Source organism: Polynucleobacter sp. HIN6 (genome assembly GCF_030297575.1).
Classification (GTDB): Bacteria; Pseudomonadota; Gammaproteobacteria; order Burkholderiales; family Burkholderiaceae; genus Polynucleobacter.
The window spans coordinates 85087-100041 of sequence record NZ_AP028137.1 but is presented as its reverse complement, the minus strand read 5'-3'; the positions used below and the strand labels follow the sequence as shown (position 1 = coordinate 100041).

Annotated in this window: 22 protein-coding genes; 1 reads left to right on the top strand and 21 read right to left on the bottom strand. The window is 49.0% G+C overall.

The window, feature by feature from the left end:
• Positions 1-21: 21 nt before the first annotated feature.
• From tatB to hisB, 9 genes are read right to left on the bottom strand one after another with little or no spacing between them, the layout of a single operon-like run.
• On the bottom strand, positions 22-513 hold the full coding sequence (gene tatB, locus QUE66_RS00585) for a Sec-independent protein translocase protein TatB (protein WP_286223819.1): 492 nt from the start codon (positions 511-513) through the stop codon (positions 22-24).
• Positions 514-559: 46 nt separating this feature from the next.
• Positions 560-787, bottom strand: coding sequence for a Sec-independent protein translocase subunit TatA (tatA, locus tag QUE66_RS00580; RefSeq protein ID WP_286223818.1), 228 nt, complete (start codon positions 785-787; stop codon positions 560-562).
• A gap of 17 nt (positions 788-804) precedes the next feature.
• Positions 805-1170: a histidine triad nucleotide-binding protein gene (locus QUE66_RS00575; protein WP_286223817.1), complete on the bottom strand. Its 366-nt coding sequence runs from the start codon at positions 1168-1170 to the stop codon at positions 805-807.
• 54 nt (positions 1171-1224) lie between these two features.
• Positions 1225-1620: a phosphoribosyl-ATP diphosphatase gene (locus tag QUE66_RS00570; RefSeq protein ID WP_286223816.1), complete on the bottom strand. Its 396-nt coding sequence runs from the start codon at positions 1618-1620 to the stop codon at positions 1225-1227.
• Positions 1617-2018: a phosphoribosyl-AMP cyclohydrolase gene (gene hisI, locus QUE66_RS00565; protein ID WP_286223815.1), complete on the bottom strand. Its 402-nt coding sequence runs from the start codon at positions 2016-2018 to the stop codon at positions 1617-1619. The genes QUE66_RS00570 and hisI overlap by 4 nt, the downstream gene beginning before the upstream one ends.
• Positions 2019-2023: 5 nt before the next feature.
• Positions 2024-2782 carry an imidazole glycerol phosphate synthase subunit HisF gene (hisF, locus tag QUE66_RS00560; RefSeq protein ID WP_286223814.1) on the bottom strand — a complete coding sequence of 253 codons (759 nt, stop codon included), beginning with the start codon at positions 2780-2782 and terminating at the stop codon, positions 2024-2026.
• A 7-nt stretch (positions 2783-2789) separates the two neighbouring features.
• Entirely contained in the window at positions 2790-3536 is a 747-nt protein-coding gene (hisA, locus tag QUE66_RS00555; RefSeq protein WP_286223813.1) for a 1-(5-phosphoribosyl)-5-[(5-phosphoribosylamino)methylideneamino]imidazole-4-carboxamide isomerase, read from the bottom strand.
• A 22-nt stretch (positions 3537-3558) separates the two neighbouring features.
• Positions 3559-4209 carry an imidazole glycerol phosphate synthase subunit HisH gene (gene hisH / locus QUE66_RS00550; protein ID WP_286223812.1) on the bottom strand — a complete coding sequence of 217 codons (651 nt, stop codon included), beginning with the start codon at positions 4207-4209 and terminating at the stop codon, positions 3559-3561.
• Between the two features lie 37 nt (positions 4210-4246).
• Positions 4247-4834: an imidazoleglycerol-phosphate dehydratase HisB gene (gene hisB, locus QUE66_RS00545; protein WP_108507634.1), complete on the bottom strand. Its 588-nt coding sequence runs from the start codon at positions 4832-4834 to the stop codon at positions 4247-4249.
• Positions 4835-4940: 106 nt separating this feature from the next.
• Between hisB and hisC the strand changes: the two genes are divergently transcribed.
• Complete coding sequence (gene hisC, locus QUE66_RS00540) at positions 4941-6020, top strand: histidinol-phosphate transaminase (protein WP_286223811.1); 1080 nt, start codon at positions 4941-4943, stop codon at positions 6018-6020.
• A 20-nt stretch (positions 6021-6040) separates the two neighbouring features.
• On the opposite strand, the gene hisD is transcribed toward hisC, so the two are convergent.
• Genes hisD through QUE66_RS00480 form a run of 12 tightly spaced genes read right to left on the bottom strand, consistent with a single transcriptional unit; the run spans position 6041 to position 14950 of the window.
• Positions 6041-7360 (bottom strand): histidinol dehydrogenase, encoded by a 1320-nt coding sequence (hisD, locus tag QUE66_RS00535; protein WP_286223810.1) that lies wholly within the window; start codon positions 7358-7360, stop codon positions 6041-6043.
• The gene (hisG, locus tag QUE66_RS00530) at positions 7357-7983 is read right to left on the bottom strand and encodes an ATP phosphoribosyltransferase (RefSeq protein ID WP_286223809.1); all 627 of its coding nucleotides are present in this window, start codon (positions 7981-7983) and stop codon (positions 7357-7359) included. Before hisG ends, hisD begins: the two co-directional genes overlap by 4 nt.
• A 9-nt stretch (positions 7984-7992) precedes the next feature.
• Positions 7993-9267 carry a UDP-N-acetylglucosamine 1-carboxyvinyltransferase gene (gene murA, locus QUE66_RS00525; RefSeq protein ID WP_286223808.1) on the bottom strand — a complete coding sequence of 425 codons (1275 nt, stop codon included), beginning with the start codon at positions 9265-9267 and terminating at the stop codon, positions 7993-7995.
• 18 nt (positions 9268-9285) lie between these two features.
• Positions 9286-9525 carry a BolA family protein gene (locus tag QUE66_RS00520; RefSeq protein WP_286223807.1) on the bottom strand — a complete coding sequence of 80 codons (240 nt, stop codon included), beginning with the start codon at positions 9523-9525 and terminating at the stop codon, positions 9286-9288.
• A 12-nt stretch (positions 9526-9537) separates the two neighbouring features.
• Complete coding sequence (locus QUE66_RS00515; protein WP_286223806.1) at positions 9538-10314, bottom strand: ABC transporter permease; 777 nt, start codon at positions 10312-10314, stop codon at positions 9538-9540.
• Positions 10315-10319: 5 nt separating this feature from the next.
• Positions 10320-11066, bottom strand: a complete 747-nt coding sequence (locus QUE66_RS00510; protein ID WP_286223805.1) for an ABC transporter ATP-binding protein — start codon at positions 11064-11066, stop codon at positions 10320-10322.
• A 3-nt stretch (positions 11067-11069) separates the two neighbouring features.
• Positions 11070-11330, bottom strand: coding sequence for an STAS domain-containing protein (locus QUE66_RS00505; protein WP_286223804.1), 261 nt, complete (start codon positions 11328-11330; stop codon positions 11070-11072).
• A 2-nt stretch (positions 11331-11332) separates the two neighbouring features.
• Positions 11333-11962 carry an MlaC/ttg2D family ABC transporter substrate-binding protein gene (locus tag QUE66_RS00500; RefSeq protein ID WP_458574694.1) on the bottom strand — a complete coding sequence of 210 codons (630 nt, stop codon included), beginning with the start codon at positions 11960-11962 and terminating at the stop codon, positions 11333-11335.
• 47 nt (positions 11963-12009) lie between these two features.
• Positions 12010-12747, bottom strand: coding sequence for an MlaA family lipoprotein (locus QUE66_RS00495; RefSeq protein WP_286223802.1), 738 nt, complete (start codon positions 12745-12747; stop codon positions 12010-12012).
• Between the two features lie 27 nt (positions 12748-12774).
• Positions 12775-13269 carry an outer membrane lipid asymmetry maintenance protein MlaD gene (gene mlaD, locus QUE66_RS00490; protein ID WP_286223801.1) on the bottom strand — a complete coding sequence of 165 codons (495 nt, stop codon included), beginning with the start codon at positions 13267-13269 and terminating at the stop codon, positions 12775-12777.
• A 35-nt stretch (positions 13270-13304) separates the two neighbouring features.
• Complete coding sequence (mlaE, locus tag QUE66_RS00485) at positions 13305-14117, bottom strand: lipid asymmetry maintenance ABC transporter permease subunit MlaE (RefSeq protein WP_286223800.1); 813 nt, start codon at positions 14115-14117, stop codon at positions 13305-13307.
• Entirely contained in the window at positions 14117-14950 is an 834-nt protein-coding gene (locus tag QUE66_RS00480; RefSeq protein ID WP_286223799.1) for an ABC transporter ATP-binding protein, read from the bottom strand. Before QUE66_RS00480 ends, mlaE begins: the two co-directional genes overlap by 1 nt.
• Positions 14951-14955 lie beyond the last annotated feature (5 nt).

Genomic DNA, 14955 nt, shown 5'->3' with positions numbered 1-14955 from the left:
TTGTTCTTTGTTCTTGATTTTTTACTTACTCAATACCGGACGTTTAAATCGCTTAACCCTTGCTGCACCCGATTGCACTCGAGTGCGCACACCCGCTGAGTGTTTATACCAAAGGGGTCTTGCGGTGCGCTTGACGCCCCAACTATCCCTACCCTGACGCAGAGCATCTCGATAGACCTTAGTCACATCCGGCGCAGAATCTAAGAGCGAACTGGAAAACTCATTGGTCGTAGGCTCGGCCTGATCGCTCAGGTTTACATTCGCCTCTTGGACTGTGGCATTAAGGGTACTTTCCATCTCCCGCATGGCGTCGGCGCTGGCCTCACGAAGCTTCTTGAACTCATCGAGCTCAATTTGGCGGTTGACCTCAGTACGAACTTCGGCCATATAACGCTGCGCGCGCCCAAATAAATTGCCCGCCATGCGAGCAACTTTGGGTAAACGTTCGGGGCCCACCACAATCAAAGCCACCACTGCAATCAGGGCGAGCTTTGATACACCAAGATCAATCATCGATGCATCGCTGGTATTTAGTTTGTGTGTTTTGTTTGATCAGGTCTTACGACTTGTTCACGTCCTTGGCTTGCACATCAACAGTCTTCTCAGCAGCAGGGGTCTGCGACTGAATCTGTTCGGTCTTGGCTTCATCACCATTTTTCATGCCATCTTTGAAGCCTTTTACGGCACCGCCTAGATCAGAACCAATATTGCGGAGTTTCTTGGTACCAAAGACCAACAAAATAATGACCAGTACGATTAACCAGTGCCAAATACTAAATGAGCCCATCTCAATTTCTCCTCGGATTATTTTTTCCAGGGGCGCGGCCCGCCCATCACATGCAAATGCAAGTGATAAACCTCCTGACCCCCATCCGCGCCATTGTTCACCATCACCCGAAATCCCCCCTCTTTACCAGGGCGACATCCTTCTTGGGAAGCTAAACGCGGGGCTAATTCCAACATTCTACCCAGCAATGGCGCATCGTGGGCAGTCGCTGACTCCAACATTGGTATGTGTTTCTTGGGAATCAGCAATAAATGGACTGGGGCAGCCGGATTAATGTCCTTAAACGCCAGGATTTCATCATCCTCGTAGACCTTTTGGCAAGGAATTTCCCCTGCAACAATCTTGCAAAAAATGCAGTTTGGGTCATAGCTTGGGTGTTTCATAGGCAGGCATCTTACCTGAATTAAGCCCAAAAACGGGCAAATTGGGGGTAAGCACTACGTTTTACGACTGGCCTTCTCGGTAATACCCGAAGTGCCCTCGCGACGCTTGAGTTCGGCTAGTACATCTTCGGGACGCAAATTGAACTTTGAGAGCGCCACCAGGCAGTGAAACCATAAGTCAGCCATCTCGCCCACCAATAACTGTTGGTATTTGGGATCAAGCTGATTCTGGCGAGAATCCTTGGCCGCCATCACGGTCTCGGTCGCCTCTTCCCCAATCTTCTTCAGAATCGCATCGTCACCCTTAGTAAATAACTGAGCGATGTATGAACTTCCGGCATCGATCTTGCCACTCGCTAAATCAGCACGACGGCTATCGACCACATCGGCCAGATGCGCCAAGATGGAATCGAGGTTGAGGTTTTGGTTGAATTGACTCGGGCTACTCATGGTTTCATTGTATCGACCCAATTGCTCGCTACCGAGTCCCACTCGTTAAAAAAGCAACTGTGTCTGCCCGTATGGCAAGCAATTCCGTCTTTTTGATCCACGATCAGTAAAAGCGTATCGCCATCGCAATCCAACCGAATCTCTCGCACGGTTTGCGTATGACCCGACTCTTCACCTTTATGCCACAGCTTGTTTCGTGAGCGTGACCAGTAGACCGCCTCACCCTTTTGCAAGGTTTGCAGTAGAGACGCTTGATTCATCCAAGCCATCATCAATACATCACCCGATGAAGCCTCTTGAGCAATCACGGGCACCAAACCTTGCTCGTTCCAAGCAATGCGATCAAGCCATGGACCAGCTTGCAAACCCGATATCTTTGTAAATTTAGCCTTGGTCATAATGATTAGAGTCTAATCGCAATTCCTTGCTCTGCCATATAGTGCTTAGCCTCTTGCACGCTGTGCTGTCCGTAATGAAAGATACTTGCTGCCAGCACCGCATCGGCTCTCCCAATTTGGATGCCATCGACTAGATCTTGCAAGCCGCCCACTCCACCAGACGCAATCACAGGCACAGGTACTGCTTTACTTACCGCAGCGGTGAGTTCCAGATCAAACCCATCCTTGGTGCCATCGCGATCCATGCTGGTGAGCAAGATCTCACCGGCGCCGCGCTTTGCAACTTCCTTGGCCCACTCGATGGCATCGATACCCGTGCCTTTACGCCCACCATGCGTGAATACCTCCCAACGCTTGGGGGCGGTTTGCTTGGCATCAATCGCTACCACGATGCATTGCGAGCCATAATGCGCGGACGCATCCGAGACCAAATCTGGATTGGCAACTGCTGAGGAGTTCATGCTCACCTTATCAGCGCCAGCATTCAGTAAGCGACGCACGTCCTGAGTGGCGCGCACTCCACCGCCCACCGTCAAAGGAATAAATACCTTCGATGCCACCGCTTCAATGATGGGCAAAATCAGATCACGGCCATCCGATGTTGCAGTGATATCTAGAAATGTGAGTTCATCAGCACCTTGCTCGTTATAACGCTCTGCAACCTCCACCGGATCTCCAGCGTCTTGCAAGCCAACAAAATTAATTCCTTTAACAACCCTGCCTGCAGTGACATCGAGGCAAGGAATAATACGTTTGGTCAGCATCGTTTGCCTACTTGGCTTTGCTGAGTTGGTCAGCGTACTGTTGTGCCTCAGTGAGATCAATATCGCCGGTGTAAATGGAACGCCCTGCGATCACGCCCATGACGCCCTCGTCTTCAACTGCACAGAGCGCCTCAATATCTTTCTTGCTCGAGAGACCGCCGCTTGCAATCACCGGAATACGCACCGATTGCGCAAGCTTCACCGTTGCCTCTAGATTGATACCCTTGAGCATGCCGTCACGCCCGATATCGGTGTAGATAATAGCCTCAGCGCCGTAGTCCTCAAACTTCTTTGCAAGATCGATCACTTCATGACCGGTTAACTTACTCCAACCGTCGGTGGCGACCTTACCATCTTTAGCATCTAAGCCCACCATGATGTGGCCGGCAAATGCAGTACACGCATCTTGTAAAAATCCGGGGTTCTTCACCGCAGCGGTACCTATGATGATGGTGCTAATGCCATCATCGAGTAAGCGCTCAATCGTTTCTAGATCGCGGATACCGCCACCTAATTGCACGGGAATGTCATCGCCCACTGCTTTCAGAATCGATTTGATTGCAGCCTCATTCTTGGGCTTGCCCGCGAAGGCGCCGTTGAGGTCAACCAAATGCAAACGGCGCGCGCCTTTACTCAACCAATGCTTGGCCATCGCCGCAGGATCTTCGGAGAACACGGTGCTACGGTTCATATCACCTTGCTCAAGACGCACACAGTGTCCGTCTTTAATATCAATGGCAGGTATTAACAACATAAGATCATCTTGTTGAAATCAATCAGGGTCGCCAGGCGACAAAGTTTTGATAGAGCTTAAGTCCGTATTGAGCACTTTTCTCGGGATGGAACTGCGTAGCAAAAATAGTATCGCGAGCCACGGCCGATGTAAACCACCCGCCGTAATTCGTTGATCCTACAGTATCTTCTGGGTTAGCCACCTCGACATAATAACTGTGCACGAAGTAAAAACTCGTCATATCAGGGATACCATGCCACATCGGGTGATCACGGTCTTGGCGAACCTGATTCCATCCCATATGCGGGATCTTAAACTCCGAACCATCTTCTTGCGTGCCAGACAAATGAAAGCGTTTTACCTTCCCTGGCATTAAGGCAAGGCACGCCGTATTGGTCGTTACTCCTGGTTTGCGCTCTTCGCTCTCTTCAAAAAGCATTTGCTCGCCCACACAGATACCAAAAAGTGGCTTCTCACGCACCGACTGCATCACTGCATCCATGAGACCTGAAGAACGGAGTTGCTTCATGCAATCGGGCATGGCGCCCTGTCCAGGCAAAACCACACGGTCTGAACGCAAGATTTCGGCAGGATCGCTCGCAATCGCAATCTTGCACTCTGGAGCCACATGCTGCAGAGCCTGCGAGACTGAGCGCAAATTACCCATTCCATAATCAACAATAGCGATGTGCATCGCGATCTCAATAATCTGTTGGTAAAAGAAGTGTGTCTTACAAACTTCCCTTAGTGGATGGCACCGCATGGGGTGAACGTGGATCGATACTCAAGGCCATACGCAGTGCACGCCCAAAAGCCTTAAATACGGTCTCAATCTGGTGATGCGCATTCACACCGCGAATGTTATCGATGTGCAAGGTTACGCCGGCGTGGTTTACAAAACCACGGAAGAACTCGATGCTCAAATCCACATCAAAGTCACCCACCCGCGCACGGGTAAAGGGTACGTTGAACTCCAAGCCTGGCCGACCGGAGAAATCTATCACAACGCGCGACAAGGTCTCATCGAGCGGTACATAGGAGTGGCCATAACGTGTAATACCCGCTTTATCGCCAACCGCTTTCGCAATCGCTTGGCCCAAAGTAATACCGACATCCTCCACGGTGTGGTGATCGTCAATATGAGTATCACCCTGGGCATGCACCTTGAGATCGATCATGCCGTGACGGGCAATTTGATCGAGCATATGATCTAAAAACGGCACCCCGGAGTTCAAATCCGCTTTGCCGGTACCATCCAAGTTCAACGTAATTTGGATCTTTGTCTCTGAGGTATTACGACTGACATCTGCTTGGCGCATGGTGTGTGAATAAAAATAATAAGTCTTAAGCGTTCATAATATCATTTGTCATTCAAAATCAATCACTTCACCAGTTTTTCATTGTTACTCTTTGGACCCCATTGCGATGAGCCTCTTTTGGAACCCCGATCTGCAGAACTTAAGCCCTTACGTTCCTGGGGAGCAGCCCAAACACCAGAAACTTGTCAAACTCAATACCAATGAGAGCCCCTATGGGCCCTCGCCCAAAGCCTTAGCAGCAATTGCTGCAAGTAATCACGAGGGCTTGCGGCTTTATCCCGATCCGGATGCCAAGGCTCTCAAAGAAGCGGTCGCCAAGCACTATGGGCTAGAACCCAATCAGGTATTTGTGGGCAATGGCTCGGATGAAGTACTCGCCCATGTGTTCTTGGGACTTCTCAAACACCCAAAGCCCCTTCTCTTTCCCGATATCACCTACAGCTTTTACCCCGTCTATTGCCAACTGTTTGGGATTGACTACCAAACGATTGCGCTCGATAGTCAATTTGCCATTCACTTGGATGACTACATTCAGAAAACAAATCAGTTAGGTTGTAATGGTGGGGTCATCTTTCCGAACCCAAATGCGCCCACCGGTCGCGCTCTACCGCGCGCAGCAATTGAAGGGTTTCTAAAAATCAATACCCAAAGCGTGGTGGTGATTGATGAGGCCTATGTGGATTACGGCACCGAATCGTGTATACCACTCTTACACAAACACTATCCCAATCTTCTGATCACCCACACGCTCTCAAAATCGAGGGCCTTGGCAGGACTGCGAGTTGGTTACGCTTTAGGTCACCCCGACTTAATTACGGGACTAGAACGCGTGAAGAATAGTTTTAACTCCTACCCCTTAGGTCAATTAGCGCAAGCCGGTGCGATTGCCGCGATTGAAGATCAGGCGCATCTTGATGCAATCACTCAAGAGGTGATGAAGACTCGAGCCGCCTGTATCGAAAGCTTAAAGACTCTGGGCTTTGATACCCTTCCCTCAAGCGCTAACTTTGTCTTTACCCAGCACCCAAAGCACGATGGCGAAAAATTGTATTTAGCTTTACGTGAGCGCGGCATCATCGTGCGCCACTTTAAAACACCACGGATTAAGAACTACCTTCGCATTACGATTGGCACGAATGAGCAAATGAATATTCTCATCGATGCCCTACGCGACATCGTCTCGTAATACTTTTAATACTACGCTAATTATTTTTTCGTGAGCCGCATCTCGGCTGCACGCGCATGCGCCTGCAAACCCTCGCCATGCGCTAAGGTACTGGCGATGGGGCCTAAAGTTTGTGCGCCCGCCTCACTCACCTCAATGAGGCTCGAGCGCTTAATAAAGTCATAAACACCCAAGGGTGAAGAAAACCGCGCCGTCCGTGCAGTAGGTAAAACGTGATTAGGTCCAGCACAATAATCACCCAATGACTCACTGGTGTAAGAGCCCATAAAAATAGCGCCTGCATGCCGAATCTGCGCTGCCCATTGATCGGCATTATTTGCACAGATCTCTAGGTGCTCAGCCGCAATCAAATTAGCAATCTGGCAAGCCTGCGCCATATCGTCAACCTCAATCAATAGTGCTCGATTTTGTAGGGATGCGCGGATTACTTTCTCTCTAGGCATTTGCGGCAATAGCTTCTGAATACTCGCATCAACTCGATCAATGAACTCTTCGTCAGGACAGAGCAAAATCGATTGGGCGAGCTCATCGTGCTCGGCCTGCGAAAACAAATCCATCGCAATCCAGTCTGGATCGGTAGAACCATCGCACAATACCAAGATCTCGGAGGGGCCTGCAATCATATCGATCCCCACTCGACCAAATACTCGACGCTTGGCGGCTGCTACATAGGCATTACCGGGACCTACGATCTTATCGACCGCCGGCACCGTTTGGGTTCCATACGCTAATGCGCCAACCGCCTGTGCTCCACCAATCGTAAAGACCCGATCTGCTCCTGCCAGATGAGCGGCTGCTAGTACCAAGGGATTGCGCGCACCATCGGGCGTAGGCACCACCATCACAATCTCACCAACCCCAGCAACCTTGGCAGGAATGGCATTCATCAGCACAGAAGATGGATAAGCCGCCTTACCGCCAGGCACATAAATACCAACACGATCCAAGGGTGTAATTTTTTGACCTAAGCGCGTACCATTGCTCTCGGTGTACTCCCAGGAGTGGCAACCAGTTTCTATCTTCTGGCGCTCGTGATAGGCGTGTACTCGCTCGGCCGCTGCTCGTAATGCGCTTGCTTGCTCTTGCGCTAGAGATTGATAAGCCGCAGCCAAATCAGCAGAGGTAATCTCAAGATCACCAACCTGATTAACTGCTAAGCGATCAAACTGCTGGGTATATTGCAACAGTGCCGCATCGCCCTCGCGCTCAATGCGCTCCAAAATCCCAAGCACAATCTGATCAATGGCTTGATCGTCGGCTGATGGAATGGACAAGCTAGACAGCAAGGTCTTTTCAAAGCCATCATCACGGCTGGTCAGGCGTCGAATCTTGACACTCATGGCTGCCAAATACTCAGGATCTTTTGCAATTGAGCGCGCTTACGCTTAAATGATGCTTGATTCACGATTAAGCGTGCACTGATATCGGTAATGGACTCGACCTCGACTAGGTTATTGGCACGCAAGGTGTTGCCGGTGGATACCAAATCCACAATCGCATCGGCTAAGCCCACTAAGGGAGCTAACTCCATCGATCCATATAAATGAATCGTATCGATATGCACGCCCTTATTAGCAAAGTGCTCACGGGCGCAGTTGACATACTTGGTGGCCACCCGCAAACGCGATCCCTGGCGTACCGCCGCTGCATAATCAAAGCCATTTTTGACAGCCACTGCCATCCGACAACGCGCGATTCCTAAATCAATCGGGATGTATAAACCGTCGCTGCCTTTTTCTAACAGAACGTCTTGACCCGCAACGCCAAAATCCGCTGCACCAAATTGCACATAGGTGGGTACGTCCGATGCACGGACAATGATGATTTGCAGCTCTGGATTAGAGGTCGGAATAATTAACTTACGGGATTGCTCAGGATCTTCAAGCGGACGAATACCCACCTTTGCTAAAACAGGGGCGGTTTCTTCAAAGATGCGTCCTTTGGACAAAGCTAAAGTCAACATAATGACCCATTATTTCATGCGGCGGATGTTTGCGCCAAGTTGGGTCAATTTCTGCTCCATACGATCGTAACCACGATCAAGGTGATAAATCCGATCCACTTGGGTCTCACCTTGAGCCGCTAAGCCAGCAATCACAAGGCTTGCGGAGGCACGCAAATCGGTCGCCATCACCGTTGCACCCGAGAGCTTATCAACACCCTCCACAATCGCGGTATTGCCCTCGATTGAAATATCGGCCCCTAAGCGATTGAGCTCTTGCACATGCATAAAACGGTTCTCAAAAATGGTCTCGGTGATGCGTGAGCTACCCCCGGCAATGGCATTGAGCGCCATAAACTGCGCTTGCATATCGGTTGGAAAAGCCGGGTACTCGGAGGTCCGAAAGGTCACTGGCTTTGGACGACCATTCATCGATGCAGAAATCCAATCGGCACCCTTTTTCATTTTGAGACCCGCCTCTTTAAGCTTTACTAAGACAGCATCTAAGGTATCTGGTCGGCAGTTCTTCAGAACAATCTCACCACCGGTGGCTGCTACTGCACATAAGAAGGTGCCGGTCTCAATACGATCTGCAATCACATGATGACTTGCTCCGTGTAAGGCGGGAACCCCCTCGATCACGAGGCGATCACTACCAATGCCACTGATCTTTGCACCCATCTTGACCAAAAGTTCTGCCAAATCACCGACCTCGGGTTCACGCGCCGCGTTTTCTAAAATTGTCGCTCCTTCTGCAAGGCAAGCCGCCATTAAAAGATTTTCAGTACCGGTCACGGTAATCATGTCGGTCAGGATCGCATTACCCTGTAAGCGAGTATTGGGCTCTGCAATCTTCGCGACGATAAAGCCCTTACGAATTTGGATGCTCGCCCCCATCGCCTTCAAACCTTTGATGTGCTGATCTACCGGTCGTGCGCCAATTGCACAGCCCCCGGGTAGCGATACGGTTGCACGTCCCATCCGCGCCAAAAGAGGGCCCAAAACCAAAATCGATGCCCGCATGGTTTTTACTAACTCATAGGGTGCCTCAGGGCTTGAAATCGTTCCGGCTTGCAAAATCAAATGGCTGTGATCATTGGGATTCGGAAACTCTAAAGTGACGCCCATTTGTTGCAAGAGCTTTAACATCGTGCGCACATCTTGCAAATCAGGCACATTAAAGAGCTCGACCGGGTCAGCCGTTAATAAGCTGGCACACAAAATGGGTAGAGCGGCATTCTTAGCACCCGCAATATTGATCTCGCCCTTAAGGGGGGCTCCCCCTGTCATCACTAATTTATCCATACGCTGATCTCAGATAATTTATTGAGCCGTAAACTCATCAGGCGTAAAAGCTTTAATCGAGAGCGCATGAATCTCGGCCTTCATTCGATCACCCAAGGCTGCGTAGACCAACTGATGGCGCTGCACCAAGCGCTTGCCTGCAAACTCGGGGCTCACGATGGTGGCATAAAAATGTTGCCCATCACCCTCGACCTCTAAATGCGTACAAGGGAGCTTCTCGCTGATATAGCTTTTCACTTGCTCAGGGGTAGGAAACATCGTAATCCTTCATTAATGGCGTAATTTATAACCCGATTGTAGTAAACGCAGAGCCAACCCTGAGACGACCAAGAAAAAAGTGCTAACGATCGCAAGGCTTAGCCAAGGGGAGACATCCGAGACCCCAAAAAATCCATAGCGAAAGCCATCAATCATGTAAAAAAATGGGTTCAGGTGTGAAATGAATTGCCAAATCTCTGGTAAGGAATGAATCGAATAAAACACACCTGAGAGCATGGTGGCGGGCATGATCAAAAAGTTCTGAAAGGCAGCTAACTGATCAAACTTATCGGCCCAAATACCCGCAATCAATCCCAAGCCGCCCAAGATCGCGGCCCCCATGAATGCAAACAAAATAATCCAAAAAGGGTTATGCATAGCCGGCACATCAAATAAGAGGGTAATGATTAAAACACCCAGACCCACCACAACCCCCCGAAATACTGCAGCTAACACATAGGCTGAATAAAACTCAAGATGCGTGAGTGGTGCCAGTAAGACAAACACCAAATTACCGGTAATTTTGGATTGAATTAATGAGGAAGAAGTATTGGCAAATGCATTTTGTAACACGCTCATCATGACCAACCCCGGAATGAGAAACGCGGTGTACGTTAACTTGTCATACACCACCAAGCGGCCTTCTAAAACATGCCCAAAAATCATGAGGTACAGCACGGCGGTCAAGACAGGGGCAGCAACCGTTTGAAAGGCAACCTTATAAAAACGCTTAATCTCTTTTCGGAGCAGGGTTGGAAAACCACTACCGTATTCAAATGGAATTGGCATTGCGACTACTCCCCCGCCATGATCTGAATGAATACATCCTCAAGATCGACCTCTTGACCTGCTTGCGCCTTATGGGATCCGTAGCGTGCGAGTAAATTTTGAGTAGTATCCAATGCCACCACTTGACCAGACTTGAGCATCGCAATCCGACCACATAAACATTCAGCCTCTTCTAAATAGTGCGTGGTGAGCAAAATGGTATGGCCATCTTGATTAAGCCGACTAATAAATTTCCAGAGGGACTGACGTAGCTCGACATCCACCCCAGCAGTTGGCTCATCCAACACAATCACTGGAGGACGGTGAACCAGGGCTTGCGCGACCAGAACGCGCCGCTTCATACCCCCAGAGAGCGAACGCATATTACTGTTGGCTTTACTGGTTAAGTCGAGATGCGTCATGATCTCATCGATCCAATCGTCATTGTTCCGAATCCCAAAGTAACCCGATTGAAACCGCAAGGTCTCGCGCACTGTAAAAAAAGGATCAAACACCAGCTCTTGAGGAACCACACCGAGTAAACGACGCGCCTCAATAAAATTAGTTTGCACATTCGTGCCCATAATGAATGCACGACCAGAATCAGGACGGCACAAACCAGCCAAAATAGAAATGAGAGTGGTCTTACCAGCGCCGTTGGGGCCAAGCAATCCAAAAAACTCGCCCTCTTTGATATCTAAAGAAACATCCTTGAGGGCTTGCAATGAACCATACGATTTACTTAAATGCTCGACTAAAACTGCGGACTGCATAAATTATTGAAGTCCTAAAAGATCAGTCACTCCGTAGACACCGGCGAGCACTTTTAACTTCGCAGGAGGATTTAAAACCACCAAGGATTGATTACGCTCTTGCAGCTGGCGGCGCCATGCGAGCAAAACCGCCAGCACACTTGAATCAAAGTCAGACAGGGCAGAACAATCGACTTGATAATCCTTAGTAAATGCCTCACTACCCTGCTTTGTAATCTTCTCGGCATTCGTCTGGTTAACTTGGTGAGGTAAAGCAAAACTCATATTTACTTCTTACCTGCCAACATCGCATTGCGCTCTTGCAAAAACTTGATCAGGCCTTCGACACCGTTTTGGCTAATTTGATTGGTAAATTGATTTCGGTAAGCCTCAATTAACCAAGCCCCCATAATGTTAATGTCATAAACTTTCCAGCCATCATTGGTTTTCTCAAGGCGATAGTCCAAGGGAATGGGATCTGATTTACCAATCACCACGGTGCGAACGATCACATCGGTGTCACTCGGATTTGCACGAAAGGGTTTGTATTGAACCGTTTGATCACGCAACTGACTTAAGGCTCCTGAATAAGTCCGAATCAATAAAGACTTGAACTCGGCAATCAATTGATTTTGCTGCTCTGGGGTTGCCTTACTCCAATTTCTTCCCATGGCCAATTGCGTGGTTCTGCGCATATCCGTGTAGGGAACAATTTTCTTTTCGACTAAATCCACGACGCGAGGAATATTGCCTTTCTGGATTTCAGGGTCGGCTTTCACGGAGGCCATCACATCAGCCACGATCATTTTGATAAGACCATCAGGTGTATTAGAGTCTGGTGCATTTTGGGCGTTGGCAATCCCAAGCGCGCCTGAAAGCAAAAAGGCAAAAAATGTTAGAAAGGCTGTTTTCACGATAAACCGATCAAAAAGGTAAAGAAACAATTTTAGTCTCTTTGAACCATTTACTCGTAGGGGTTCTCATAGACTGGGGCGGGAGGCTCCTTACCCTCTTTAGCCTGATCAATTTGATACTGACGCCTCTGAATATAGGCATCACGTGTAAAGGTGTACTTATCAATCGCCGCACCTTCCAAAAGATCGCCTGCCTCATAGTAGTTATTACGGGCATTAACAATCCGCAATCCCGTCAAACTATTACGCAAGGCTACGTCCGGCAAGAGACGGAAAAGATAATCGGTTTCTAAATCGACTGCGGTACCAAAGGTATCGCGTACATTGCTTGGCCCAAAAAACGGCAAGACCACATAGGGTCCTGGCGGAACACCCCAAACACCAAAGGTCTGCCCAAAATCCGCTTTGTGTTTTTCTAAGCCACCCGGTGTGGCCATATCAATAAACCCACCTAATCCAAAAATGGTATTAACGACCACCCGCATTAGATCACTAAAGGCCATACTGACATTACCTTGCAATAAATTATTCACGGAAGTGTAGATGTCGCGGTAGTTACCAAAAAAGTTATCAATGCCTTGCTGCGCTGGCTTTGGCAGAATAAATCGATAGCCTTTGGTGATTGGCTTTAACAAATACTCATCCAATCCTTCATTGAAAGAGAAAACTGAGCGATTAAAGGACTCCCAAGGATCGTGCGGCGATGGCTCGCTGCCCGCCGGGATACTCGCACATCCGATGATGCAAAGGCTCAGAAGAGTAACGCACAAGCGCTTTAGAAAAATCACAATGGTTTTAGTTCTTAAATAATGAGATTATTTGGTGCCTGACTTGGTATCGCCTTTATCTTGCCCGGTATCCGCTGCCTTGTTGTATAGAAATTGGCTAATGAGATTTTCTAGAACAATAGCGGATTGGGTTTGGGTGATCTTGCCCCCATCGGCGAGCATTTGCTCATCACCACCCGCTTCAAGACCAATGTATTGCTCGCCTAACAATCCTGATGTTAAGATCTTTGCCGACGAATCTTTGGGAAACTGATAGGCCTTTTCAATCGTCATCGTCACTGTAGCCTGATAGGTCGTGTCATCAAACTGAATGGTGGCAATACGGCCGACCACAACGCCAGCACTTTTTACCGGTGCACGCGGCTTTAAGCCACCAATATTGTCAAAGCGGGCCGAGACCGTATACGTTGGCGCAAATGACACAGCACTCATATTGCCCACCTTAAGTGCCAGAAAAAGCATGGCTAACATACCGATCGTTACGAATAACCCGACCCAAATATCAATTGCACTTTTTTTCATAAGAATCCTAGTTTATTCCGATCTTGTCCTACGCTTTAATTGGAGAACATCATCGCGGTCAATAAAAAGTCCAATGCCAACACTGCTAAAGACGAGAGAACCACAGTCCTCGTAGTCGCTTGCGACACTCCCTCCGGAGTAGGCCTTGACTCATACCCCTGATAAAGGGCAATAAATGTCACGGCCACCCCAAAGACAATGCTTTTGATAAAGCCATTGGCAATGTCATCAAATAAATCAACACCACCTTGCATTTGGGACCAAAATGCACCGCTATCGACCCCAATCAGGGGTACGCCCACTAGATAGCCACCCAAAACACCAACCGCAGTAAAGATGGTGGCCAAAATTGGCATCGCAATAATCCCGGCCCATAAACGCGGCGCGATTACCCGACGTAATGGATCTACAGCCATCATCTCCATGGCGGATAACTGCTCTCCGGCTTTCATAAGACCAATCTCCGCTGTGAGCGAAGTGCCAGCACGACCCGCAAACAATAAAGCAGTAATCACGGGGCCCAGTTCACGTGTCAATGACAAAGCCACCAACAATCCCAGAGCCTGCTCGGAACCATAACGCGTTAAGGTGTAATAGCCTTGCAACCCTAATACAAAACCAACAAATAAACCTGATACGGTAATGATCACAAACGAATAATTACCAACGAACAAAATTTGATCCGATACTAGGCGCGGTCGTTTAAGCAACCCGCCAGAACGCATCAGCACCAAGACAAACATCCGAGCGGCATACCCAAGGCCAGTAATATTCTTACGAATAAAAAATCCGAGATCGCCCAGTGTGTTCGTGATTGGATTTGACTTAGAGCTTGGTTCGAGATTCATTAACGGTGCAATCCAAAATCACTAGCTAAATCCGGGCCTGGATAATTAAACGGCACCGGCCCTTCTGGTGAGGCATCTAAAAACTGGCGAACAAAGGGATCGGTTGAGCGATTGAGTTCATCGGGCGTACCTTGCGCCCCAATCTTGCCATTGGCAATAAAGTACACGTAGTCTGCAATCTCGAAGGTCTCTTCGACATCGTGTGTCACCAGAATACTGGTTGCACCCAAGGCATCATTGAGATTGCGGATTAATCGCGCTGTAATCCCTAAACCAATTGGATCAAGTCCCGCAAATGGCTCATCGTACATGATGAGAGGCGGGTCCAAAACAATCGCCCGCGCTAGCGCAACCCGTCTTGCCATCCCCCCTGAAATCTGCGATGGCATTAAATCGCGAGCGCCGCGTAAACCCACTGCGTTTAATTTCATCAGCACCAAATCACGAATCAGCTCTTCGCTTAGGTTCGTGTGCTCGCGCAATGGAAAAGCAACATTCTCAAACACACTCAAATCAGTAAACAAGGCACCGAACTGAAATAGCATGCCCATACGACGGCGAGCCTGCATCAGCTCATCACTATTCATCGCAGAAATCTCACGACCCTCAAACTCCACCGAACCCGTTTGAGCTGTCACCTGTCCGCCGATCAATCGCAATACTGTGGTCTTACCGCAACCCGAACCACCCATCACCGCAACCACCTGGCCGCGGCGAAACTCCATATGAAGCCCACCCAAAATTTGACGCTCACCCGGGGCATATGAAAAATCCACCCCCCGAATGGAGACAACGGGCAAATCAATCGCACCTAAGGTCAGATTAGTGGGCATGACTT